Annotated in this window: 13 protein-coding genes, 1 rRNA gene and 1 pseudogene; 11 read left to right on the forward strand and 4 right to left on the reverse strand. The window is 61.1% G+C overall.

Annotation, left to right across the window (positions count from 1 at the left end):
• A pseudogene (locus tag EIY71_RS27615) lies at window positions 1–5,702 on the forward strand (LapA family giant adhesin); the annotation flags it as partial.
• Between the two features lie 147 nt (window positions 5,703–5,849).
• On the forward strand, window positions 5,850–6,188 hold the full coding sequence (locus tag EIY71_RS27620) for a tryptophan synthase subunit beta (protein ID WP_085613332.1): 339 nt from the start codon (window positions 5,850–5,852) through the stop codon (window positions 6,186–6,188).
• 162 nt (window positions 6,189–6,350) lie between these two features.
• Here EIY71_RS27620 and lapD read toward each other — a convergent pair whose 3' ends face one another.
• Both lapD and lapG read right to left on the reverse strand, forming a co-directional pair.
• Window positions 6,351–8,297, reverse strand: coding sequence for a cyclic di-GMP receptor LapD (gene lapD / locus EIY71_RS27625; protein ID WP_085748536.1), 1,947 nt, complete (start codon window positions 8,295–8,297; stop codon window positions 6,351–6,353).
• 14 nt (window positions 8,298–8,311) lie between these two features.
• Complete coding sequence (lapG, locus tag EIY71_RS27630) at window positions 8,312–9,004, reverse strand: cysteine protease LapG (protein ID WP_085748537.1); 693 nt, start codon at window positions 9,002–9,004, stop codon at window positions 8,312–8,314.
• 193 nt (window positions 9,005–9,197) lie between these two features.
• On the opposite strand from lapG, the gene EIY71_RS27635 reads away from it, so the two are divergent.
• The 5 genes from EIY71_RS27635 to EIY71_RS27655 all read left to right on the forward strand — a co-directional run bounded on the left by EIY71_RS27635 (window position 9,198) and on the right by EIY71_RS27655 (window position 16,256).
• Window positions 9,198–9,908: a GntR family transcriptional regulator gene (locus tag EIY71_RS27635; RefSeq protein ID WP_085748538.1), complete on the forward strand. Its 711-nt coding sequence runs from the start codon at window positions 9,198–9,200 to the stop codon at window positions 9,906–9,908.
• A 754-nt stretch (window positions 9,909–10,662) separates the two neighbouring features.
• Complete coding sequence (locus EIY71_RS27640; RefSeq protein WP_102688632.1) at window positions 10,663–11,436, forward strand: DUF3050 domain-containing protein; 774 nt, start codon at window positions 10,663–10,665, stop codon at window positions 11,434–11,436.
• Window positions 11,433–12,362, forward strand: coding sequence for a diiron oxygenase (locus EIY71_RS27645; RefSeq protein ID WP_134023870.1), 930 nt, complete (start codon window positions 11,433–11,435; stop codon window positions 12,360–12,362). Before EIY71_RS27640 ends, EIY71_RS27645 begins: the two co-directional genes overlap by 4 nt.
• A 13-nt stretch (window positions 12,363–12,375) precedes the next feature.
• Window positions 12,376–15,765, forward strand: coding sequence for an amino acid adenylation domain-containing protein (locus EIY71_RS27650; protein WP_134023872.1), 3,390 nt, complete (start codon window positions 12,376–12,378; stop codon window positions 15,763–15,765).
• A 23-nt stretch (window positions 15,766–15,788) separates the two neighbouring features.
• Complete coding sequence (locus tag EIY71_RS27655) at window positions 15,789–16,256, forward strand: SRPBCC family protein (RefSeq protein ID WP_102688635.1); 468 nt, start codon at window positions 15,789–15,791, stop codon at window positions 16,254–16,256.
• A gap of 59 nt (window positions 16,257–16,315) precedes the next feature.
• Here EIY71_RS27655 and EIY71_RS27660 read toward each other — a convergent pair whose 3' ends face one another.
• Window positions 16,316–18,196, reverse strand: a complete 1,881-nt coding sequence (locus tag EIY71_RS27660) for a methyl-accepting chemotaxis protein (protein WP_134023874.1) — start codon at window positions 18,194–18,196, stop codon at window positions 16,316–16,318.
• Between the two features lie 311 nt (window positions 18,197–18,507).
• Between EIY71_RS27660 and EIY71_RS27665 the strand changes: the two genes are divergently transcribed.
• The 4 genes from EIY71_RS27665 to EIY71_RS27680 all read left to right on the forward strand — a co-directional run bounded on the left by EIY71_RS27665 (window position 18,508) and on the right by EIY71_RS27680 (window position 23,851).
• Window positions 18,508–19,008 carry a sigma-70 family RNA polymerase sigma factor gene (locus EIY71_RS27665; RefSeq protein ID WP_085748543.1) on the forward strand — a complete coding sequence of 167 codons (501 nt, stop codon included), beginning with the start codon at window positions 18,508–18,510 and terminating at the stop codon, window positions 19,006–19,008.
• Window positions 19,008–20,009 carry a FecR domain-containing protein gene (locus EIY71_RS27670; protein WP_134023876.1) on the forward strand — a complete coding sequence of 334 codons (1,002 nt, stop codon included), beginning with the start codon at window positions 19,008–19,010 and terminating at the stop codon, window positions 20,007–20,009. Before EIY71_RS27665 ends, EIY71_RS27670 begins: the two co-directional genes overlap by 1 nt.
• Window positions 20,010–20,096: 87 nt before the next feature.
• The gene (locus EIY71_RS27675) at window positions 20,097–22,598 is read left to right on the forward strand and encodes a TonB-dependent siderophore receptor (RefSeq protein ID WP_134023878.1); all 2,502 of its coding nucleotides are present in this window, start codon (window positions 20,097–20,099) and stop codon (window positions 22,596–22,598) included.
• 74 nt (window positions 22,599–22,672) lie between these two features.
• Window positions 22,673–23,851: a PepSY domain-containing protein gene (locus EIY71_RS27680; protein WP_102717880.1), complete on the forward strand. Its 1,179-nt coding sequence runs from the start codon at window positions 22,673–22,675 to the stop codon at window positions 23,849–23,851.
• A gap of 73 nt (window positions 23,852–23,924) precedes the next feature.
• Here the strand turns inward: EIY71_RS27680 and rrf are convergent.
• Window positions 23,925–24,040 (reverse strand): 5S ribosomal RNA (rrf, locus tag EIY71_RS27685).
• Window positions 24,041–24,090 lie beyond the last annotated feature (50 nt).

Consider the following 24,090-nt stretch of genomic DNA (forward strand, 5'->3'; position numbering starts at 1 on the left):
ACGGTGCAGTGATCACTATCGAAGCGGGCAAAACCGCCGGCACCGTGACCGTTCCTGCGCCAGCCGACGACGTCTACAAGGACGCCGGCAACGTACAGGCAACGATCACCAACGCCAGCGGTGGCAACTTCGAGAACCTGGTCACCAGCACCACACCAGCGGTGACCAGCGTTACTGACACCATCGACACCACCACCGTGAAGCTGACTGCAACCGCGACCGCGGCTGAAGGTGGCACCGTCACTTACACCGCTACCGTGGGCGCGCCGGTGACCGGCTCGCCTGTGACCGTAAACCTGTCCAACGGTCAGTCGATCACCATCGAAGTCGGCAAAACCACCGGCACCGTGACCACCACCGCGCCGAACGACGTGCTGAACGGTCATGCACCGCTGACCAACGCCATCACCAACGTCAGCGGCGGTAACTACGAGAACCTAGTTGCCGACAAGACCCCGGTCTCGACCACCGTCACTGACACCGTCGACACCACCAACCTGTCCCTGAGCGCTATCAACTCGGTCGCCGAGGGTGGCTCGATCACCTACACCGCAACCCTGACCAATGCTGCGGGCACTCCGGTAACCGTGACCTTGAGCAACGGCGCCGTGATCACCATCGAAGCGGGCAAAACCACGGGCACCGTGACCGTTCCTGCGCCAGCCGATGACGTCTACAAAGACGCCGGTAACGTGCAAGCCACGATCACCAATGCCACGGGCGGCAACTTCGAAAACCTGGTGACCAGCACCACGCCAGCCGTGACCAGCGTTACTGACACCATCGACACCACCACCGTGAAGCTGACCGCAACCGCAACAGCGGCCGAGGGTGGCACCGTCACCTACACCGCTACCGTGGGTGCGCCGGTGACTGGCTCGCCGGTAACCGTGAATCTGGCCAACGGTCAGTCAATCACCATCGAAGTCGGCAAGACCACCGGGACCGTGACCACTGCCGCGCCGAACGACGCGTTGACCGGCCACACACCGCTGACCAACTCGATCACCAACGTTTCTGGCGGCAACTACGAAAACCTCGTGGCCGACAAGACGCCGGTCAGCACCACCGTGACTGACACCGTTGACACCACCAACCTGTCGCTCAGCGCGACCGGCACCGTGGCCGAGGGTGGCTCGATCACCTACACCGCGACCCTGACCAACGCCGCTGGCTCACCAGTGACCGTGACCCTGTCGAACGGCGCCGTGATCACCATCGAAGCCGGTAAAACCACGGGCACCGTGACCGTTCCTGCGCCAGCTGACGACGTCTACAAAGACGCCGGCAACGTGCAGGCGACGATCAAGTCCGCCACCGGCGGCAACTTCGAGAACCTGGTCACCAGCACCACACCAGCCGTGACCAGCGTCACCGACACTATCGACACCACCACCGTGAAGCTGACCGCGACCACGACGGCGGCCGAAGGTGGCAACGTGGTCTACACCGCGACCGTCGGCGCGCCAGTGACAGGCTCGCCTGTGACCGTGACCCTGGCCAACGGTCAGTCGATCACCATCGAAGTCGGCAAAACCACCGGCACCGTGACCACTACCGCGCCGAACGACGCGTTGACCGGCCACACGCCGCTGACCAACGCGATCACCAACGTCAGCGGCGGCAACTACGAAAACCTCGTGGCCGACAAGACACCGGTCAGCACCACCGTCACCGACACCATCGACACCACCAACCTGTCGCTCAGCGCGACCGGCACCGTGGCCGAAGGTGGTTCGATCACCTACACCGCAACCCTGACCAATGCCGCTGGCTCGCCAGTGACCGTGACCCTGAGCAACGGTTCGGTGATCACCATCGAAGCGGGTAAAACCACCGGCACCGTGACGGTTCCAGCCCCAGCCGATGACGTCTACAAGGACGCCGGCAATGTGCAGGCCACGATCACCAACGCTACCGGCGGCAATTTCGAAAACCTGGTGACCAGCAACACACCAGCCGTGACCAGCGTCACCGATACCATCGACACCACCACCGTCAGCATCACCGGCAGCACCTCGGTGACCGAAGGCCAGACCGCCAGCTACACCGTCAGCCTGACCCACCCGGCGCAGACCGAAGTGACCCTGAAAATCGTCTACAGCGGCACCGCCGCCGACGGTTCGGACTTCACCGGCGTGTACACCGTGAAGATCCCGGCCGGTGCCAGCAGCGCGCAGTTCAACGTTGCGACCATCGACGACAAGATCACCGAAGGCACCGAGAACTTCGTGGTCAAGATCGACTCGGCCACCGGTGGCAACTTCGAAAACCTGGCGGTCAGCAGCACCAATGGCAGCGTCAGCACCTCGATCATCGACAACGATGCACCGCCGGTCATCGACCTCGACGCCAACAACTCCAGCGGTGCAACGGGTGCCGACTACAAGGTGACCTTCACCGAGAACACCCCGGGCGCAGGCGTGTCGATTGCCGACACCGACATCAAGATCACCGACCCGGACAGCACCATGCTGACCGGCGCCACCGTCGTGCTGACCAACCGTCAGGACGGCGATGCGCTGAATCTGGGCAACAGCGTCAACGGCATCACCATCAACGCCAACAGCACCAACGGCACCGTCACCCTGACCCTGTCGGGCAACGCGACGCTCGCCGACTACATGCAGGCGATCAAGAACATCAGCTTCACCAACAGCAGTGAAGATCCGAGCACCGTGCCACGGATCATCACCGTGACCGTGACCGATGGCGGCAACTACTCCAACACCGCGACCACCACGGTCAACGTGGTGGCGGTCAACGATGCGCCGGTCGCTGCACCGGTCAACGTCACCGGCACCGAAGACACCCCGCTGGTTCTCGGCTGGTCGACCTTCGGCATCAGCGACGTCGACAGCCCGGCCAGCAGCCTGGGCGTGAAAATCACCCAGCTGCCGGGCGAAGGCAAACTGCAGTACCTGGACGGTTCGACCTGGAAAGACGTCGCCACCAACCAGACCTTCAGCAAGGCCGACATCGACGCCGGCAAGCTGCGCTTCCTGCCGGATGCCAACGAGTCGGGTGTGAACGGTTACGGTGGCACTGGCGTTGGTAACAATCAGGCCGACTACGCGCAGATCAAATTCCAGCCAACCGACGGCCAGTTGCTGGGCAACACTGGCACCATCAAGATCGACATCACGCCGGTGGCGGATGCACCGACCCTGTCGGTGGCCGACAACAGCGTGAAGTCCACCGGCCTGATCAAGGAAGTCTGGACCGGTCTGTCGGGCCTGGGCACCGACGGCAGCGGCGCCAACTCGACCACCCTGAAAAACGTGATCGACGGCGCAGGCAAGCCGAACACCAGCGGCACTGTGAACAACGTGCAGTCCGATGGCAGCGTGACCGCCGGCACTGCGTCGAAAACCTCGGGCCTGATTTATCTGGAAGCCGGCAAGACCTACACCTTCAGCGGCACCGGTGATGACAGCCTGCTGGTGACCATCGGCGGCAAGAACGTGGCCTCGACCACGTGGGGCGCGGGCGGCAACCTCAACGGTTCGTTCACCCCGACCACCAGCGGTTACTACACCCTGGACATCTACCACCACAACCAGAGCGGCCCGGGCAGCTACGACGTCAACCTGTCGGTCAACGGCAGCACGCCGATCGACCTGAGCAGTGCCGGCGTGCCGATCTACACCGGCGTGCAGGATCTGGTGAATGCCGGCGTGACCGTCTCCGATCTGCACGGCAACAACGGCGAAGGCTATTACGACGGCTACAAACTCAACACCGGCGCCGAAGGCACCACGGTGAAACTGTCGTCGATCAGCACCGCGCTGACCGACACCGACGGCTCGGAAACCCTGAGCATCAAGATCAGCGGCGCACCGGTCGGTTCGGTGCTCAGCGACGGCGCAGGCCACAGCTTCACCGTGACCGCCACCAGCGGCGACGCCAACGTCACCGGCTGGAACCTCGGCACCCTGACCGTGACCCCGCCGACCTACTACAACGGCCAGTTCAACCTGACCGTGACCTCGACCTCCACCGAACAAGTCGGCGGCTCGGCCAGCACCACTGCGACCATCCCGGTCACCGTGGTGCCAGCGGTTTACAACGCGGTGGTCGCCACTTCGGCGGACGACACCGTCACCGGCACCGACGGCAACGACATCATCGTCGCCGACATCGGCGGCCTGACCGTGGTGCCGGGCACCAACTACAACATCGCGTTCATGGTCGACAGCTCGGGCAGTATGAGCGCCTCGTCGATCAACGCCGCCAAGGACTCGCTGACGTCGGTGTTCAACACCCTCAAGCAGAGCCTGGGCAACAACTCCGGCACGGTGAACATCTTCCTGGTGGACTTCGATACCCAGGTCAACAAGTCGGTGTCGGTGAACCTCAACGATCCGAACGCACTGACCTTGCTCAAGGCCGTACTGGACTCGATGTCGTCCGGCGGCGGCACCAACTACGAGGACGTGTTCAAGGCCACGGCGAACTTCTTCCAGAGCGCCGAAGCGCTGGCCAACACCGGGGCGAAGAACCTCACGTACTTCATCACCGACGGCCAGCCGACCTACTACCAGAGCAACGAGCAGACCAACCCGACGCTGTACGGCAACGTGAAGCTCGATGACGTGGTGAAAACCAGCAACTACAAACTGGGCGACAGCTTCAGCACCTACATCGACAACACCCACTACCTGAGTATCAACACGGCCGGCGCCGTGGTATTGCAGACGTACAAGAACGGCAGCTGGAGCTGGAACAGCCTGGGTACCATCCACGCTCAGGGTGACGGTACCTACGAGATCTCGAGCCTGGCGGGCAACGGCAGCAGCACCACGACGACGACCACCGATAACGCCAGCAGCGGTTTCGCCTTGCTCAACGGCTTGTCGAACGTGGAGGCCATCGGCATCAACAGCGGTGTCAGCCTCAACGACCTGAAACCGTACGATTCGGACAAGACGCCGCAAACCAACATCGATCCGAAGGACCTGGCCAACTCGATCATCGGCCACACCGAAGCGACGATGCCGGGCAACGACACCGTCAGCGGTGGCGACGGCAACGACATCCTGTTCGGCGACCTGGTGAGCTTCAACGGCATTGCCGGCGAGGGTTACCAGGCGATGCAGGCGTTCGTGGCCAAGGAAACCGGGGTCGACGTCAGCAAAGTCACCACCAGCAACGTGCACCAGTACATCACCGAGCACTATCAGGCGTTCGATGTGTCCGGTGCCCACGACGGCAACGACACGCTGCTGGGCGGCGCGGGCAATGACATCCTGTTCGGCTCGGGCGGCAACGACCTGCTCGACGGCGGCAAGGGCAATGACATCCTGCTCGGCGGCACCGGCAACGACACGCTGATCGGTGGTCAGGGCAACGACATCCTGATCGGTGGTTCGGGTGCCGACACCTTCGTCTGGAAGGCGGGCGACACCGGCAACGACGTGATCAAGGACTTCAAGGCCAGCGAAGGCGACCGCATCGACCTGCGTGATCTGTTGCAGGGTGAGAGTGGCAGCACCATCGACAACTTCCTGAAGATCACCACGGTCGACGGTGTGTCGTCGCTGCAAGTCAGCTCGGGCGGCAAGTTCAACTCGGGCGATGCCGCAGCCGCCACACCGGACGTGACGATCAAACTGGAAGGCAACAACTGGTCCACGGCCAACATTCATAACCTGATTGCCGGCAGCGATCCGACCATCAAGGTCGACCACAACAACAGCTGATGCGTGAAAAACGGCCGCCCCACTTGGGGCGGCCGTCACGTTTGCGGTGCTTGAACCGGTGACGATTTCGTCGGCGCACCGCATACTCGCGCGCAGTTGGCTATGCTGCTGACAGCATGACGCTGGTCCATTTCCGAGGGATGCTCAATGTTTTACGTGCAACGCGATGCGCAGGGTCAGTTGATTCGCGTGGAAGCTGCGGCCTACGCCGAGGCCACGGAAACGCTGCCGGCCGACCACCACGAAATCCAGGCCTGGTACGCCAACGAGGCCGTGGAGAACAGCCTCAAACAGCTCAAGCAGAGCGACCTGGAAATGATCCGGGTACTCGATGACCTGATTCAGGTGCTGACCCAGAAAGGCGTGATCCGCGTCACCGACCTGCCAGCGGCGGCCCAGGCCAAGTTGATGGACCGGACCCAGGCTCGGGAAGCGCTGGGCGGGTTGAGTCAGTTGATTGATGAGGATGAGGGTGGGTTGATCTGATTTGCCTACAGTCGATCGTTCCCACGCTCTGCGTGGGAATGCCGCCCGTGACGCTCCGCGTCACATCAGTGTCTGACGCGACACCGACGGTGTGACTGGAACGCGGGGCGTCCCTTTATGCATTCCCACGCGGAGCGTGGGAACGATCAGTTTGGCGCTGCATTATTTCCAGGGCTTGGGCTCACCGAACAGCTGCCCCTGAACCCCATACAACCCCATCTCGCGAATCACCGACAATTCCCCTTCCGTCTCGACCCGCTCGGCAATCAGCGGCAGATCGATGCTGTGCGCCGCACGCTGGATCGCTTCGATGAACAAACGCTTGTCGCTTTCTTGATCGATCGCCCGGATGTAACTGCCATCGATCTTCAAATACGCCAGCCCCAGCCGCGCCAGGTTGCCGATCATGCTGAAGCGTCCGCCAAAACGCTGCAGGCTCAGGGAGAAACCGAGCTCGCGCAGGCGCCGGGTCAACTGTTCCAGCACCGCTTGCTCCGGCAATTGTTCCTCGCCGATTTCCAGGGTCAGGCGCGCACCGAGGTTGGAATGCGCTCGCAGAATCTCGAACACTTTGTTCAACGCCTGCGGATCGGCCAGGGTCGCCGAGGACAGATTCAGCGCCAGGGATTCTTCATGACCGGCCATCTGCTCCAGCACCCGCTCGAGCATCAACCGGTCCAGCCGCGCGGTCCAGCCGAAGCGCTCAAGCCACGGCAGGAAGCGCCCGGCGGGAATGGTCTGGCCCTGCTCGTCGAGCAAGCGCGACAGCACCTTGTAATGCAGCACCAGTTGCGTATCCTGCGCCGCCACTACCGGCTGGAAGAACAGCTCGAAACGCCGCTGATTCAACGCCTGATCGAGCAAACGGTGCCAAGCGTGGTGATCGTCACCGACGTCCGCCACCAGGCTCTGATCGAGGCATGCCCAGTTCTGCTCGCCCTGCCCTTCGGCCTGGGCCAGCGCCTGATCGCCGAGGCTGAGGACCGCTTGCGGCGAATCGCCGTGAGCGAACGGTGCCAGGCCGATAGAAGCCACGGCGGCCACGTCGGTGGCGCCCGTCGCGTGCAGGCTGCTCAGGGCACTGTCGAGGCTCTGCGCCAGCTGCAACGCTTCTTCGCGGGTCAGCCCCGGCGCCAGCACGGCGAATTCACCACCGCGAATGCGGGTGATGAGGTTCTGGGTTTCCGGGTATTTGGCGCACTCGCGGGACAGTTGCTCGCCAACCGCTTTCAACAATTCATCGGTGCGCTGACCGCCGAGGCGCTGGTTGAGACCGGCCAGATCCTTGACCCGCAACAGCAGCAGATAACCGGAACTGGCCTGCTCCGGGTTGCTCACCCGCGCATTCAGCTGCATCTCGAAATAACGCCGGTTGGCCAACCCGGTGAGGTTGTCCTGATAGGATTCGGTGCGCAGTTTTTCACTGCGCTCGGCCTGCTCTTGGAACAGCGCCTTGAGCTTCTCGACCATCTGGTTCATCGCCAGCACCACACGGCGCAATTCAGGCGTGCGCGGCAGGTCCGGCAGGCTGAGGAACTCGCGGCGGGCGATGGCGTGGGATTGCTTGACCATGTAATCCAGCGGCTTCAATTGCCGACGCAGCAACAACGCGCCCAGCACCGCACTGACCGCACCGCAGACCAGCAACCAGCCAAGACTGCCGAGTGCGCTCTGCCAGAGCTTGGCCAGGGCGAACATCGGGTGGCTGACCACCTCGACCCGCGCTGCCTGCTCCCAGCCACGGCTGACCAGCGCATCGCCACCGGCCGGCTCCAGGCCGATCAGTTTGACGAACCAGTCCGGCACGTTGGTGACCGCCGGAATGCCGTTGCGCTCGACGATGGTCTGGTCGGTCTTCAGGTCGACCACGCGGATGCTTGAGTAATAACCGCTGTCGAAAATCGAACTGACCAGCAACTCGACCATCGCCGGGTCATCGATGTTCGGCGTCAACGACAGCGCCAGCGCCGTGGCCGCATCCTGGGCGTGGGAGCGCAACTGGTTGACGTACTGGGTGCGCGAGCTCTCCAGACTGACCATGAAGCTGCCGGTGAAGGCGACCACCAGGAACAGACAGATAGCGATCAACAGCTGTTTGAACAAAGACATCTGAGCGCGTGCTCCTAGTTAGTCGTCTCGACCGGAAATCCTTCGGCCTGCATTTTCTTCAACACATCCTGCCAGCGTGACAGGCGCTTGGTGTCACCGACCTTCTTGTTGCCCTTGGCGCCCGGCAGGTACAACCCTTCGGCATTGAAAGAGTAGACCGGCAGCAAATCGGTTCGCTCGGCGGCCGGCTTGATCGGATCGATCAGGCTGTCGAGCACCAGCGGCATGGCGTCAGGGCTGGAATAGTAAGTCAGGACCATGTGCGCGCGGTTCTGGCGCAGCGCCTTGACGTAGGTGATACGCAACTTGTCACTGGCCACACCGAGGTGGCGCAGGCTGAAATACTTGGCGATCGCATAGTCTTCGCAGTCGCCGGCGCCTTTCCACAAGGCTTCGATAGGGGTTTCCCAATAGTCGACCTCGTGCCACAGATCGATGTCTTCGACGTAGCGCATCTGTTTGTTGAAAAACAGGTTCACCACTTTGAGCTTTTCCATCTCGCTGACCTGCTTCTGCGTGGCCAGCAGATTCTGCCAGGCATCGATCCGCTGTTGCCCGGCACCCAACGGCCCGTACAGCGCCGTGGCCTTGCGGCTGATCGCGGAAAAATCCCAATCGGCATGCAGGCCGCCCAGCATGATGCCGGCCAGCAGCAGCGCGCAGGCAAGCCAGCGCGCGATCCGTGGGAACGCGAAACGTACCGCCAATGCAAGGCATCCAGGGCAGAGAGGAAAGCGCTTGATGGTGAAGGTTAGCCCAGCAAAAAACAATGGCACCCTGAGATCATCGCTGGCGCGCTAAACTTCAGATGTTACAGGGTTCTTCTACACGGTTTGACAACCTGTAGAGCAATCACTAGTGTCCTTTGGATCCAAATCCGCAGTCATAGGGTGTGCAGTTGTGACCCAGAAGCCCAAGCCACTCCACAGCATCAAAGTCGACGGCCCGATTCCCGCGCATCTGGCGCGCTCGGTCATCGAAGAAACCCTGCGAGCCGCGATTCTCGACGGGCGCCTGCCCTGCGGCACCGCCGTGCGCCAGCAGGACCTGGCCGACCTGTTCGGTGTCAGCCGCATGCCGGTGCGCGAAGCCTTGCGCCAACTTGAGGCTCAGGGCCTGCTCAGCGTGATTGCCCACAAGGGCGCCGTGGTGGCGCCGCTGATTCAGGGCGATGCAACGCAAACCTATGAGCTGCGCATCCTGCTGGAGTCAGAAGCGCTGCGCCAATCGATCCCGCTGCTGACCCCGGCCGATCACGAACGCGCGGCCGGCTACATCGAAGAACTGGAAAACGAACACGACTACACCGAAATCGGCCGGCTCAACCGTCTGTTTCACATGGCGCTCTACAGCAAGGCGCCCAATGGCCGGCTATTGCGACTGGTGGAAGACGGCCTGAATGAAGAAGAACGCTTCCTGCGCTTCAACCTCGAGGCCATGGGCCTGGGCAAACTCTCCCAGGACGATCACCGCGCGTTGTTGCAGGCCGTGAAAGAGCGTGACACCCCGCACGCCGTGACACTGCTGGAGCAACACCTCAATCGCGGTGTCGAGGTGATCACCCGTTACCTCGCCAGCTCAGCCGGCCAAAGCCGCAAAGCAGCACGCTGAATTCTCCCTCCCGGGTGAGCCTCCACTCACCCGGCGAATAACCCGCTTACAAATCCCCCCACCGGTCACGGTCATTTGCCGTGGCACATCGACGCTTGCGCTCTAACCTCCCCCTGCTTTGAACAGCCCGGAATTTGCACCGCAAGGAAGTCATTTTCGACGATAGCCGCGGCGCTGATTTACGCGCACCCTTGGACCGCCAACCCAATATAGAACGGGGACGCGCCGCCCCGGCAGCAGTCCCCGCACCAGGAACCTACGGAAGGAGCCTTGTCACGGGAACAGGAAGAAACGGCGCCGTTACAGCCCGACTTCATCCCCTCATATTCATTCAATTACTCAATTGGAAAGTTGCTTCGAGTGAGGCATTCACTCTTGTCGTTCAATTTTGGCCATTAAACGCCGAAAGGAGCAACTACGCCCAAATAAAACTTAACTTATAAGTTTTATCAGACCCACTCATACTTCAAAAACAGCCAACTAAAAATAATTAAAAATAAACTTGTTAAGTTGTTTTGCGATGTATTAGTTTTTCTTCGCCGAGTTTGGATCCGAAATGACAAGCCCGGCACAACCTTGCAGTACGGCCTTGATTGCGACGGCTTGACCGTCCGCTGTAGTTTTGGGCCCTTCAGACATTGCCTGCTTTCATCGAAACCGAATGAGGCTGTCGTTCGCCTGGAGAAACTTGTTCAACGTTATTAGCGATTGATTGAGCAGTCCTTACTTCCCTATTAGCCAGAGTCTCGCAACCATGCCAACTAAAGAGCAACTTACACTAAAGAAAGCCGAACTCAGCGTTCATCCGATCTTCTCCGAAATCGATTCTTTGACGACATTGCGCCGATTCATGGAGTCCCATGTATTTGCGGTCTGGGACTTCATGTCGCTGACCAAGCGCCTGCAGCAGGAACTGACTTGCACGCGTCTGCCGTGGTTGCCGCCACGGGATCCGCACGCAGCAAGACTGATCAATGAAATCGTGCTCGGGGAAGAATCTGACGACCGGCTGCCACACGGGCATTACAGTCACTTCGAACTGTACCTCGATGCGATGCGCGAAGTCGGTGCGGACACGACAGCGGTGGAGCGCTTCGTGACGCTGCAACAGGAAGGCGTGAGTTACGACGTCGCCCTGCAAAGCGTCGAGGTCGATCCGGCCGCTGCGCGGTTCGTCCGTGACACCTTGCACACCGCACTGCATGCACCCGGTCACAGCGTTGCCGCCGCATTCCTTCACGGTCGCGAGAGCGTGATCCCGACCATGTTCCAGCGCATGCTCGATGCCTGGGGCATCGGCGTCGAACAGGCGCCGACCTTCCGTTACTACCTGGAGCGACACATCGAGGTCGACTCCGAAGACCACGGCCCGGCCGCCGAGCAACTGCTGGACCGGCTGGTGGACGGCGATCCGCAGCGCGAAGCCGAAGTCTACGCCAGCGCCATCGCCGCCGTGGAAAGCCGCATCGCCCTGTGGGACGGCCTGCGTCTGAGCATGCGTGAGCCGCTGGCGGAGGTGGCCCAATGAACGCCGCCGACTACCAGTCTTTCGCCGACGCCTGGGAAAGCCGCGCGACCATTCGCACCCGGCCACGCCGCGTGCTGGAGGACGACGCGCGGCTGATCTATCCGCTCAGCCGCCAGCCCTTGGTGCTCAGCGAAACCTTCCTGCGCGAATGCCCGGAACAGCGTGATTTCGCCCTGGTGCAGACGCTGTACAAATTCATCAACGACGTGGTGATTTTCGAAACCGAGATCGTCGACAAGACCGCCCGCAGCATCGCCAAGAATCGCTTCGCCGTGCCCTTCCCGTTCGCCTGTCGTTACGACGCCATGACCGTGGTGGTGGACGAGGATTACCACGCGCTGGTGGCGATGGATTTCATGCAACAGACGGTGGCCATGACCGGCATCGAGCCGATCGAGCTGCCGAATGAAATCGAACTGAGCCGGGCGATTCCGGCCGCCGTCGAACTGGCTCCGCCACACCTGCGCAGCGCCGTGGAACTGATCTGCGTGGCCATCGCCGAAAACACCGTGACCGGCGATGTCGCGGCATTCGCCCGGGACGACACGGTCAAGCCGTCGATCAAGGGCCTGATGGCTGATCACTTGCTCGACGAGGGCCGGCACTCGAGTTTCTGGGCGCGGATGGTGCGCATCTACTGGCACACCGCGAGCGATGCGGATCGCGACTGCATCGCGCAGATCCTGCCGGTGTTCATCGGCCATTACCTGACCAACGACATCCAGAAGTCCTTCGACCTGCGCCTGATCGACGCTTTGCTGGTCAACGATGCCACCCGCCGCGCCCTGAAAGACGAGATGGCCGGGCTGGCCTTCCCGATCAATCGCCACCACCCGCTGGTGGGCAACATCGTGCGGTTTTTCCACAACAGCTCGCTGCTCGACACACCGTGCGTGCAGCACGCCCTGCGCGACTACCTGGTTTGACAAGGAGGCTGACATGAGACGTCTCGATATTTTGCTGAGGGGCCGCAGCCAAGTCTTGACCGACCTGGCGCAGGAGCTCGAACAACACGGTCATTCATTGCTGACAGAGACTGCTCCGTCGGTGGATCTGGTGATCGATGACGGCAGTCTTGCGCCGCAAAATCACGGCGCGACAGCGCACCTGACTTTACGTCTGGGCATCGGTGCAACGGGCGCCGGCGGTTTGCCGGTGCTCGATCTGCTGTGCCTCTGCAACTCGACGCTGCTGAGCCGCGTGCCCATCGCCGACGAACCGTCCGGCAACGGTCAGGCCCTGCGCCAGCGAACACTGGCGCAGGTGGTGGACGAAGTGGCGCTACTGGTCAGCCGCTTTTCCCGCGATGCCGAGTATTTCCAGCATGCGACAACGGCCCGTGCGCCGGACTTCGAGCAGGTGCAAAACCTGCGGTATCTCGACAGCCTGGCTTATGTCCATCGCTTCAATGCCACGGCCAATCCGGCGTTGCTGCAACAGGCGCAGATCCCGGTGATCGAGCGGCTGCAACGGAGCCTGATCGAACACGCGGAACGCCCGGCGCTGCACCTCGCCGAGCAGTCGATCAGTTATCGCCAGTTGCATGATCACAGCCGGGCGATCCAGCAACGCTTGCAGGCAATGCTGGAGACACAACCGCAACCGTGGGTAGTCGGGATTTGCCTGCCGAAATGCGATGCACTGTTTGCTTCGATCCTGGCGATTCTCGGCAGCGGCGCGGTGTACCTGCCGCTGGAGCCGAGCCATCCACTTCAGCGCCAGCAGTACATTCTGGAAAACGCCGGGGCGCTGTTGCTGCTGCACGACGGCGAACATCCGCTGAGCGGTTCGATGCCAGGGCTGGATGTCTGTCGCATCGACCGCACCGACGCCGATCTGTCGCAACCGTTGATGCGTCGTCGGCCCGAGCTCGATGCGCCGTGCATGGCGCTCTACACCTCGGGTACTACCGGGCATCCGAAAGGTGTGCTGCTGAGTCAGGCGAACCTCGCGCACTTCACCGCGTGGTACGCCGATTACGTGCAGTTGCGCGCCGAGAGCCGGGTGTTGCAGTTCTCGTCGCTGAGTTTCGACTCGTCGCTGATCGACATTTTCCCGACCCTGCTCGAAGGCGCGGAACTGGTGGTGCCCGACGACAACCAGCGCCGTGATCCGCTGCAACTGGTGGCGCTGATTCGCCGTCGGCAACTGACCCACGCGTTCCTGCCGCCGGCGCTGTTGAGCATCCTGCCGCTGGAGCAACTGCAAAGCGTCGGGCAAATCATGACCGGCGGTGATGTGTGTGAGCCGTTCGTGATCGAGCAACTGACCCGCCAGGGCAAGCTGCACAACCTCTACGGTCCGACCGAAGCCACGGTGCTGATCACCGCGCGACAACTGCGACCAAGCGACAGCAATCGCACGCTCGGCGGACCGATTGCCAACAGTCAGGTGCTGATCCTCGATGACGATCTGCAACCGGTGCCGGAGCAAACGGTGGGCGAACTGTTCATCGTCGGCCCCGGCGTGTGCCTGGGTTACTTGAACAATCCACAGCAGACCGCCGAGCGCTATCTGGACCTGGAGTTGCCGGATGGTCAGCGTCTGCGCGCCTACCGCAGCGGCGACATGGCCAAGTGGGGCGAGGATGGCATCGAGCTGTGCGGACGCCGCGACAATCAGGTGAAGATTCGCGGCTTCCGGGTCGAGCCGGAGGAGATCGAGCGCTGCCTGCGCGAGAGTCAGCTGTATCGGCAGATCGCCGTGGTGATCGACAGTCAGCGACGGATTCTGGCGTTCCTTGCCCAGCCGCAATCGGACGCCGCGCGCGAGTCGTTGAAAGCTCACGCACAGCAGTTTTTACCCGACTACATGCAACCGGTGGCATGGACGGAACTGCCGAACATGCCGTTCGCCGCCAATGGCAAAGTCGATCGCAAGGCCTTGCTGGAACTGCCGGTCAGCGTGCAGGACAGCGGCCCCAAATGCCTGCCGGCCAACGCCGACGAAGCGCTGCTGCTGGAGATCTGGGGCGAACTGCTGGAGCTGCCGACCAGCGACATTTCCACCGACGAAAGCTTCTTCAATCTCGGCGGTCACTCGATTCTGCTGTCGCGCATGCTCCTGCGTCTGCGGGAGGAATTCGGTCGCAGCATTTCGATCAACCGCTTCATCGAACTGCCGACCATCACCAAGCTCGCCACCCTGGTACGCGGCACCGATGACAGCGCGGTGCTCAGCGCCCAGGCAATGGCCGACGCCGAGCGAACGCTGGAAATCGAGCCGTTGCCGATCAGCCGCATGGGCGATGTGCACAAGGTGATCGTCACCGGCGCCAACAGTTTTGTCGGTGTGCACATCGTCGAGGCGCTGCTGGGATGGGGCGTCAGCGAAGTGGCGTGTCTGGTGCGCGACGGCGGCGGGCAAACCGCGGCGCAGCGCTTTGCCCAAGCGCTGCGAGAGAACCGCCTGGAACATCTGGACCTGAGTCGGGTGCGGGTCTATTCGGCGGACATCACCCGGCCGCAACTGGGCTTGGCCGATGACGATTTCGAGCGGTTGGATCGTGAATTCGGCGCGCTGGTGCACAACGCCGCCAACGTCAATCACGTACTCGACTACGAGTCGCTGGCGGCGGACAACGTCGAGCCGATTTTCGAACTGCTTCGACTGTGCGAAGGGCGCAGCAAGAAGGTGTTCAATTTCGTCTCGACGCTGTCCGCCTCCAGCACCGTCGACGACGCAGGCCGGGTGCTGGAATTGCCCGCCGCACCGACGCCGCCGATCTACATCCGCAACGGCTACAACCTGTCGAAATGGGTTGGCGAACGCATCCTCGAACGGGCGCGGGAGCGTGGGGTGCGGGTCAATCTGTATCGGCCCGGCAACATCAGTTTCAACAGCCTCAGCGGCGTCTGTCAGCCGCACAAGAACCGTTTGATGCTGATGCTCAAGGGCTCGATCCAGCTCGGTCAGGTGCCGGCCTTCGCGCTGAATTTCGACCTGATGCCGGTGGATTTTCTCGCCCGTTTCATCGCCTTCCACGCCAGCCGTTACTCGGCCGAACGGGCGGTGTTCAACCTGCACAACCCGGAGCCCCTGAGCTGGGATGCCTACGTTGCGTCGTTCCGCGAAACCGGCAGCGAGTTTTCGCTGGTCAGCGTCGCCGACTGGCAACAGCAACTGGGCCGGGTCGATGCCGACAACGCGCTGTTCGGCGTGCTCGGTTTCTACCTCAACGGCTTCGAGGAAGACATCGGCGACATCTCCCTGATCAGCCACGCCAACGCCCAGGCCGGCGTACAGCAGATGGGCGCGCACTACCCGGAAAAATCCCCGGCGCTGCTGCGTCGCGGCTGCGACTACCTGAAAGAAATCAACTTCATCTGACTCAACCACCAAGGAGCAACACCATGAGCAATCTTCAACCCGACACCCTGATCAAGAATCCTCACGGCTGCCACGTCGTGTCTTCGGTGGAAGTGCCGGTGGACGCCAGACAAGTGTGGGCGGTGGTAGGCAAATTCGACGGTTTCGACCGCTTCATTCCGGCCCTGTCGCACATCGAAATGACCGGCGAAGGCGTGTCTTCGCTGCGCAAGAAGTTCTTCAAGGATGGCAACGTGGTGGTCGAGCAACTCAACTCCCGGGACGACCAGGCGCTGAGCATGACCTGGACCACGATCTACAACACCCTGGGCGTGGCCAATCTGTGGGCGGCGATGAATGTGGAATCGCTGGGCGCGGGCAAGTCGCGGGCGACCTGGACGATCATTGCCGAACCGGCCAGCGGCGGCCCAGAGGCACTGCCGGGGTTCAAGGATTTCGTGCAGGGGTTCGCCGATGATGCGATGGGCAATGTGCAGAAGCTGTTTGTGTAAGGCATGAAAAAGCCCGCTGTGGATCACTCCGCAGCGGGCTGTTTTTTGACCGCTAGCGATCAGATCTTGAAGCTGTCGACCAGTTGTTTCAAACGGTTGGCCTGCTGCGACAACGCATCGCAATCCTTCAACGTTTCATTGAGGTTGGCCACGCTCTGCTGGTTCAGCAGGTTGATCTGGTTGACGTCGACGTTGAGGGTTTCCACCACGGCGGTCTGCTCTTCGGTAGCGGCGGCCACCGACTGGTTCATGCCGTCGATTTCGCCGATGCGCTGAGTCACGCTGACCAGACGCAGACCGGCCTGGTTCGCCACTTCAACGGTTTCCTCGCTGGACGCCTGACTGGCGTTCATGGTGGTCACCGCTTCGCGGGAACCGACCTGCAGCGAGGTGATCATCTTGTGGATCTCTTCCGCCGATTCCTGGGTGCGGTGAGCGAGGTTACGCACCTCGTCCGCCACCACCGCAAAACCGCGTCCGGCTTCACCGGCACGGGCAGCTTCAATGGCCGCGTTGAGCGCCAGCAGGTTGGTCTGCTGGGAGATGCCTTTGATCACGTCGAGAATGTGGCCGATGTTGTCGGTGCTCGCGTTCAGGGTTTCGATCTGGGTGCACGACAGGCTGATCTTCTTCGACAGCTCGGTCATCGCCTGAATCGTCTGCTCGACCACCTGACGACCGTCATCGGCCTGCTCGCTCGCGCCGCTGGCGTGTTGCGAGGCATCGGCGGCGTTGCGGGCGATTTCCTGGGTGGCGGCACCCAGTTGATTGATCGCCGCAGCGACGCTGTTGGTGCGAGCGCTTTGTTCGTCGGAACCGATGATCGAGGCGTTGGACGATGCCATCACCCGTTGCGACAGGTCGTGTACGTGGCGAGTCGCGGAAGACACTTCGGAAATGGACGCGTGAATCCGCTCCACGAACTGGTTGAACGAACTGCCCAGCTCACCGAACTCGTCCTTGCTTTCCACTACCAGACGGCGAGTCAGGTCGCCTTCACCCTGAGCGATGTCCTGCATCGCACGGCCCATGGTGATCAGCGGACGCATCAGCACGGTGATCAACAGGCTCAGGAACACCGCAATCGCGCCGACAGCAACGAACATTGCGATCAGTGCCGAGGTACGGAACTGGCTGAGTGCGGCGTAGGCCTTGTCGCGATCGATCGACAGACCGATGTACCACTCGGCATTCGGCAGACCTGCGACCGGGGTGAACGACAGGATGCGCTCCTGACCGTTGAGCACCACGTTCTGGTTGCCCTTCTGGATGCGCACATCGGCGTTCGGGTAGATGTCCTTGAGGTTCTTCATCACCTGTTCTTTGTCCGGGCTGACGATCACCTGACCGTCCCCGCTGACCAGGAACGCGTGGCCCAGGCCACCGAAGTCCACCGAGTTGATGATCTTCACCAGGGTTTCCAGACTCAGGTCACCGCCCACGACGCCGAGCAGCTCGCCGTTCTTTTTCACCGGCATGGCGATGGTCACCACCAGACCGCCAACGGCGGCCATGTATGGCGGGGTCAGCATGGTCTGGTCAGCGGCCACGGCCTGCTTGTACCAGGGGCGCTGACGCGGATCGTAGCCGTCCGGCATCTTCGCGTCAGGGCGCTGGGTGAACACACCGTTGGCCTGGCCGACGTAGGTGAACTGGAAGTTCGAGGTGAAGGCCGGTTGATCGACCAGGCCCGGGAAGTCGGCGTTCTTGCCTTGATGAGCGACGTTTTGTGCGAGGTTTTCCAGTACCAGAATTCGCCCGCTCATCCAGTTCTGCACACTGCTCGCGGTCAGGTCGCCGGCCTGTTGGACCGAGGACTGGAGGTTCTGGCGAATGGTGTTTCGCTGCAGATAGTCGTTGTACAAAGTGAACAGCGCGAACGCCAGGACCACAACGCCCGAGGCGGCCAGCAGGATTTTATGGCTGAACTTGAGATTCATTTCATGGGACTTCTTATGCGAAAAGTGGGGATGCGTTCCGGATGCAACATTCCATGTACAGCGCAGGCAGCGTTCTGACGACTGCTCTACTTTGGTGCACGCATGTCTCACCAGTCTGTCGGCACGCTTAGGAGAAAACTTAGGGCTTTGTGGGAAATGGACGACATTTCTGCCAGATTCCCGCCGAACGGCGTGCCAGAGCGTTCGCCTGTCAATTTTTGATGACTGTTTTGCAGCGCCGGTTGCAAATTCTGTAACCCTTGATGACAATGCGACTAATTATCATTTGTGACGTTCGGGCTGTCGCGTTCATGTCCTCTCCTGAGTTTGCAGTACAGGCGCTTTACAGTAGTCATCACGGCTGGCTCAACGGCTGGTTGCGCGCTCGGCTGGGCAATGCTGCCGATGCGGCGGATCTGGCCCAGGACACCTTCGTTCGACTGTTGCAGCGCACCGAGCGTCTGGAACTCAAGGCACCTCGCGCGTTTTTGCGCACAGTTGCCCGAGGGCTGGTGATTGATCATTGGCGCCGTGAAGAAATTGAACGCGCCTATCTGGAAACCATCGCCCATTTGCCTGAAGCCGAAACCCCGAGTGCCGAATCCCGTGCCTTGGTGATCGAACTGCTCGAAGGCATCGCCCGCATGCTTGAAGGCTTGAAGCCGAAAGTGCGTCAGGCGTTTCTGCTGGCTCAGTGCGAAGGTTTGACCCACAAGCAGATCGCCGAGCAGATGGGCCTGTCCCTGCGCTCGGTAGAACGCTACGTCGCCGACGCCCTGTTTCACTGCTACGTGCTGCGGTACGAAAACTGATGCCGGTGGATAACCTCTCGCTTGGCCGACGCGCCGAGCCACCGCAACAGGTCGTCCGACAGGCCATTCACTGGCTCCTGCGTCTGCGCAACAACCATGGCAATCCGCGCCTGAATCGCCAGTGCGAACAATGGCGCGCCGAACACCATGACCACGAACTGGCCTGGCAACGGGTGCAGTCTCTGCAAGCTGAACTGACCCACAACCTGCGTGCCGTGCCCGGTGCGCAGGTGGCGTTCAACACGCTGGAAAACAGTGCTCAGGGGTTGGGTCGACGTCAGGCACTGAAGCTGTTGTCCGGCGCGCTGCTGATGGGCTCGGCGGGATGGTTGGCCAAAGACACTTCCGCCTGGCAACAGTGGAGCGCCGACTACGCCACCGCCACCGGCGAGCGCCGTGGCTTCCAGCTGCCGGACGGCACGCGGATCGAGCTCAACACCGCCAGCAGCGTGGATCTCGATTACACCGCCCAGCAACGGCTGATCAAACTGACCCGTGGCGAAATCATCATTACCTGTGGCGGTGCCGATGAAGGTGCGCCATTTGACCGACCGCTGCGGGTGCAGAGCCGTCATGGCAGTTACGAGCCGCTCAAGGCGCGATTCATTCTGCGCCAGGAAGATGGATGCACGCGCCTGAGCGTCACCAGTGGCCGGGTCGCGATTCACTCCGCCGGCAACTCGACGGAGGCCATCGCCGGTCAGAGCTATCTGATCGATCACCATCAAGTTCGCCCGGCGCCGCCGTTGGACATGGACGCCGGTGCCTGGGTCGACGGGCTGATCGTGACCCGCAACATGCGGCTGGGCGACTTCCTCAGCGAAGTCAGCCGGTATCGTCAGGGCTTTCTGAACTGTGCGTCGGACATTGCGGATTTGCGCCTGTCCGGCGTGTTCCGTCTTGAGGACACCGACAAGCTGCTGGCGATCCTGCCGCAGACCCTGCCGGTGCAATTGCGCTACCGCACTCGTTGGTGGGTGACGCTGGAGTCTGTGGCCTGAAATTATTTTGGCGGGTTTTCGCGGCAAGTCCGGCTTAGTCAGTAAGCACTTCAACTCAGCCTTCGCGACTGCCTACGGAAACCTACAATGACTGCGCGCGTTACCTGTAAGAACCCTCTGAATTTCTCTGCCGAATCGGGCCTGTTGCGTCACGCCGTTCGGGCGGCGCTGTTCTCTACTGCACTCGGCGTTGGCGTGTTGCCGAGCCTGAGCATGGCGGCCAATGCCAGCGAGGTCAGCAGCCACCGCTACAACATCGCCGCCGGGCCATTGGGCGAGGCGCTTAACCAGTTCGCACGCCAAGCCGGCATCACCTTGTCGATGACCCCACAGCAGACTCAAGGCCGACAATCACCCGGCGTGCAGGGCGAGTATTCGACCGATCAAGCCCTTAGCCACTTGCTCGGAGGCACGGGCCTGGAGGCGGTCAGCCAGGATGGCAGCAGCTATGTGTTGCGCTCCGTCGCAGAAACCGAAGCACTGTCTCTGCCGGCCACCGACATCAAAGGCTTCGCCCTCGGTAACGCGCTGGGCAGCATGGACGGCTATAACGCGACGCACAGTCAGATCGCCACCAAAACCAGTACCGCGCTGCTGGAAACGTCGCAAAGCGTGTCCGTGGTTACCCGCGAGCAAATGGATGACCAGGGCTCGCAAACCGTGTCCCAGGCCATGCGTTACACCCCCGGCGTGCTGACCAATCCTTACGGCGCCACGCACCGTTACGACTACGTGGCAATGCGCGGCTTCAACGATGGCTCGGTGGACAACATCTACCTCGACGGCCTCAAGTCGATGGGCGACAGCGGCACCTACAGCACGATGCAGGTCGATCCGTATTTCCTCGAGCGCGTCGATATTCTCAAGGGCCCGTCGTCGGTACTTTACGGCCGTAGCTCGCCGGGCGGTCTGGTGGCGCTGACCAGCAAGAAGCCGCTGTACGAGGCCTATCACCAGGTTCAAGCCACCGTCGGCACTCAGGGCCAGCGCGGTGTCGGTTTTGACTTCAGCGGACCGGTCGATGACGACAAACGCATCGCCTATCGTCTGATCGGATTAACGGATCAGTCCGACACGCAGTTCGACCACAACAAGGAAAAGCGCTTCGCCCTAGCGCCGACCGTCAGCATCGACTTCAGCGAAGACACCTCGCTGACCCTGCAAGCGTATCTGCAGCATGACCCGTACGGCGGCTATCACGGTGGCGTGCCGGCCGACGGCACGATTCATCAACGCAACGGCAATCGCATTTCGCCGCATTTCTTCGAAGGCGAGCCGGGCATCGATGGTTACTCCCGTGATCAGCAGTCGTTCGGTTACCAGTTCGAACACCGCTTCAACGACGTCTTCACCGCGCGGCAGAATTTCCGCTACCTCGACTCCAAAGTGAACATGGATCAGGTGTACGCCTATGGCTGGACGTCGCCGACCAGCAACGAATTGAATCGCTACTACACCGGCGGTGATGAACGTCTGCACGCGTTCATCGTCGACAACATGCTCCAGGCGGAATTTTTCACCGGCGTGACCAAGCACACAGTGCTGATGGGCGCGGATTATCAACGACGCAAAACCGTGGTCGACTGGACCAGTGGCGGCCTGGCGCCGATCAACGCATTCAACCCGGTGTATGGCAATTCGGCTATTACGCCATACGGCGAGACCAGCTATCTGCGGCGCCTGGAGCAGACCGGCGTTTACCTGCAAGACCTGATCGAGATGGACAAGTGGCGCTTCTCGCTGGGCCTGCGTCAGGACTGGGTGGAAACCTCCGACGAAAACCGCATCGCCGAAGCGGGCCGTCCGGTCGGCACCGAGATCAACGATCGACGCACCAAGCTCACCGGTCGCGCCGGCGCACTGTATCTGTTCGATAACGGCCTCGCGCCGTACGTCAGCTATTCCGAGTCGTTCAATCCGAATTCCTACGCGGACAGCGCCGGCAATCCTCTCGCACCGACTGACGGTACACAGTGGGAAGCAGGCCTGAAGTATCAGCCGCCGGGTACCGACAATCTGTTCACCGCCTCCTTGTTCCACATTGATCAGGAGAACCTGGCGACCAAACTGCCGCAGGAAAACTTCTATCGCGCTGTAGGCGCTGTCCGTTCTCAGGGTCTGGAACTGGAAGCGCACATGCAGCTGACCGACAACCTGAAAGTCCTCGGCAGCTACACCTTCACCGACATTGAATACTCGAAGTCGATGACCAGCACCTTGAGCACACCGACCAATTTGATCGAGAACAAGGGCAACTCGCCAACCCAGGCGCCACGACATATGGCATCGCTGTGGGCGGACTTCAAGTTCGACAGCGCGGCACTCGACGGGCTGCGACTGGGCGGTGGTGTGCGTTATGTCGGCTATAGCTGGGCGGATGCAGAGAACACCATGAAAGTGCCGTCCTACACATTGTTCGACGCATCGATTGGCTATGACCTCGGCAAGGTCGGTCTGAAGGGTGTCGACGTACGCCTGAATGCGAACAATCTGACCAACGAATCCTACGTAGCCTCCTGCGCCAGTCTGGACTTCTGCTACATGGGCGAAGAGCGCAACGTCGCCGCGACGGTCAGTTACCAGTTCTAAGCCTTTGTCTTGTGCATAGAAAAGCCAGCCCCTGATTTCAGGGGCTGGCTTTGTCGTATCTGTGGGGAATTTTCATGCGTTCGTTTCTGGTTTTATTGCACCGGTATATCGGATTGGCCACGGCGGTTTTTCTGCTGCTGGCCGGGATCACGGGGAGCATTCTGGCGTTCAACCATGAGCTGGATGAGTGGTTGAATCCGGAGTTTTACGCGGCCTCGGCCGAGGGGGAGCGTCTGCCGCCAGGTGAGCTGGTTGATGTGGTGCAATCGGCCCATCCGAAGTTGCAGGTCTGGTACATGGAGTACCCGAATGAGGCAGGCCACACGGCATTGCTGGCGGCGGTTCCGCGAAATGATCCCGCGACGGGCGAACCGTATAAAGAACGCAACCAAGTGTTCTACCTCGACCCTGTCAGTGGCGAGCAGAAAGGCCAGCGTTATTGGGGCGAATGCTGCTTTCAGCGTGAGAACTTTGTTCCGTTCATTCTCGAGTTTCACTACAACCTGACACTGCCCGGCAACTGGGGTTTGCTGTTGATGGGGTTGGTGGCCATCGCCTGGGTAATCGATTGCTTCATCGCCCTCTGGCTGACGTTGCCGCGGGGTAAACCGTTCTGGAAGAAGTGGTCGAACGCCTGGAAGATCAAGGGTGGGCATGCCTATCGACTCAACTTCGATCTGCACCGGGCGGGGGGCTTGTGGCTGTGGTTGTTATTGCTGCCGATAGCCGTCAGCAGTGTGGCGATGAACCTGCCGAGCCAGGTCTTCAAACCCGCGGTGTCGCTGTTTTCTCCGATTGAACCGAGCGTGTATGAGGCGCGAGGGCGAATGCCTGCCGAAGAGCTGGGGATCACCCGATTAAGTTATCAACAGGCATACGAAAGGGCACAACAGGAGGGGAAAAGGTTGGGGCTGACGGCGGCGATCGGCGAGGTGTATTACAGCTTTGAGTACAACTTTTACGGTGCGGGGTTTGGGCAGCATGACACCGAGGCCCACGGCAAATCCTGGTTGTTCTTCCACGGTACTGACGGGCGATTACTGGGGCAGGAGATCGCAGGAGAAGGGACATTGGGAGAGCGGTTTTATCGATTGCAGTTGCCGATACATGGGGGACGGATCATAGGCTTCACCGGGCAAGTGATGATCGCGATATTGGGTGTTCTGATTGCAGGGTTGTCGGGAACTGGCGTCTACATCTGGTGGCGCAAATGGCAGGCTCGTCGGAGCAGCAAGGCACGCAAAGCGGTTTGAATATCGGACTTTTGTGAGCACTGAAACGACAAAACCCCTGTCTGCGTTAGCAGACAGGGGTTTCGGAATTCAATCTTGACGATGACCTACTCTCACATGGGGAAACCCCACACTACCATCGGCGATGCATCGTTTCACTTCTGAGTTCGGGATGGGATCAGGTGGTTCCAACGCTCTATGGTCGTCAAGAAATTCTGTGACCAGCCCGTTACCGCAGTAACGTTCCGGCAAAAATCGGT

This window comes from Pseudomonas sp. CH235 (assembly GCF_004368175.1).
Taxonomy (GTDB): Bacteria; Pseudomonadota; Gammaproteobacteria; order Pseudomonadales; family Pseudomonadaceae; genus Aquipseudomonas; species Aquipseudomonas paraglycinae.

Excerpts from the sequence above, each read along its gene's own strand:
- EIY71_RS27620 (WP_085613332.1), top strand. The coding sequence starts at position 5,850 with ATGTTTTACGTGCAACGCGATGCGCAGGGTCAGTTGATTCGCGTGGAA.
- lapD (WP_085748536.1), bottom strand. The coding sequence starts at position 8,297 with ATGTCTTTGTTCAAACAGCTGTTGATCGCTATCTGTCTGTTCCTGGTG.
- EIY71_RS27640 (WP_102688632.1), top strand. The coding sequence starts at position 10,663 with ATGCCAACTAAAGAGCAACTTACACTAAAGAAAGCCGAACTCAGCGTT.
- EIY71_RS27645 (WP_134023870.1), top strand. The coding sequence starts at position 11,433 with ATGAACGCCGCCGACTACCAGTCTTTCGCCGACGCCTGGGAAAGCCGC.
- EIY71_RS27650 (WP_134023872.1), top strand. The coding sequence starts at position 12,376 with ATGAGACGTCTCGATATTTTGCTGAGGGGCCGCAGCCAAGTCTTGACC.
- EIY71_RS27655 (WP_102688635.1), top strand. The coding sequence starts at position 15,789 with ATGAGCAATCTTCAACCCGACACCCTGATCAAGAATCCTCACGGCTGC.
- EIY71_RS27660 (WP_134023874.1), bottom strand. The coding sequence starts at position 18,196 with ATGAATCTCAAGTTCAGCCATAAAATCCTGCTGGCCGCCTCGGGCGTT.
- EIY71_RS27665 (WP_085748543.1), top strand. The coding sequence starts at position 18,508 with ATGTCCTCTCCTGAGTTTGCAGTACAGGCGCTTTACAGTAGTCATCAC.
- EIY71_RS27670 (WP_134023876.1), top strand. The coding sequence starts at position 19,008 with ATGCCGGTGGATAACCTCTCGCTTGGCCGACGCGCCGAGCCACCGCAA.
- EIY71_RS27675 (WP_134023878.1), top strand. The coding sequence starts at position 20,097 with ATGACTGCGCGCGTTACCTGTAAGAACCCTCTGAATTTCTCTGCCGAA.
- EIY71_RS27680 (WP_102717880.1), top strand. The coding sequence starts at position 22,673 with ATGCGTTCGTTTCTGGTTTTATTGCACCGGTATATCGGATTGGCCACG.